Origin of the sequence: Halomicronema sp. CCY15110 (assembly GCF_016888165.1) — a bacterium.
Lineage (GTDB): Bacteria > Cyanobacteriota > Cyanobacteriia > Phormidesmidales > Phormidesmidaceae > Halomicronema.
In genome coordinates this window covers 1-870 of the sequence record NZ_JACSWC010000350.1, presented here as the reverse complement: position 1 = coordinate 870, position 870 = coordinate 1, and the positions used below count along the sequence as shown (strand labels likewise).

The 870-nt window shown below is 55.3% G+C and carries 1 protein-coding gene; it reads left to right on the top strand.

Annotation, left to right across the window (positions count from 1 at the left end):
* Positions 1–26: 26 nt before the first annotated feature.
* A partial coding sequence (locus JUK32_RS16965) for a transposase (RefSeq protein ID WP_239112768.1) occupies positions 27–870 on the top strand: 844 nt, incomplete at its 3' end.

Here is an 870-nt window from a genome sequence, read left to right as displayed (position 1 = left end):
TACTCTTTTCCACGGTTGTGGAGTTGATGAGTTTGGTGGTGTGTGGCATCAGCCCCTCAATTAATGCGGCCTATCAGTCAAAAGCGAAAGGGATCGGGGTTCGCATTCAGTCGATCTACAACAAACTCAATGGCTTGGAACCGTGGATTGTGGAGGCGTTGGTGCGCCAATCGGTGCAGAAAGCCCAATCACTGATTGAGCAATTGCGAGGCGAATTGCCAGCGCTGCTAGATGGCTATCGGGTCAAAATTCTCGATGGCAATCATCTCGCCGCGACGGAGCACCGCCTAGAAGTGTTGCGTCGAGTCGGCAGTGCGCCGCTGCCGGGTCATGCGCTGGTCATTTTAGACCCGGCTTTGATGCTCGCCATCGATGTGTTTGCCTGCGAGGATGGTCACACCCAAGAGCGAGCGTTATTGAGTCGGGTGTTGGCGACGGTGCTCAGCCGTGACCTGTGGATTGCCGACCGCAACTTTTGCACCCTCGGTTTTCTCTTTGGTGTGCAGGCCCGAGGGGGCAGTTTCGTCATGCGTCAGCATGGCAACTTACCCTGGCAGGCACTCAGCGAGCTGACAACAACTGGCAAAAACGAGACGGGAGTGGTATTGGAACAATCGATTCAGCTCACCCTTAATCAGAGCCTGAGGCTGACCCTCAGACGCATCGTCGTGCGCCTAAAACAGCCCACCCGCGACGGCGACCTCGAAATTGCAATTTTGTCTAATCTACCGGTCAGCGACGCGACGGCGCTGAAAGTCGCTGCCCTCTATCAGAAACGCTGGCGTGTGGAACGGCTATTCCAAGTGCTTGACCAATGCTTTCGGGGTGAAATCAACACCCTTGCCTATCCAAGAGCCGCTTTGTTTGGCT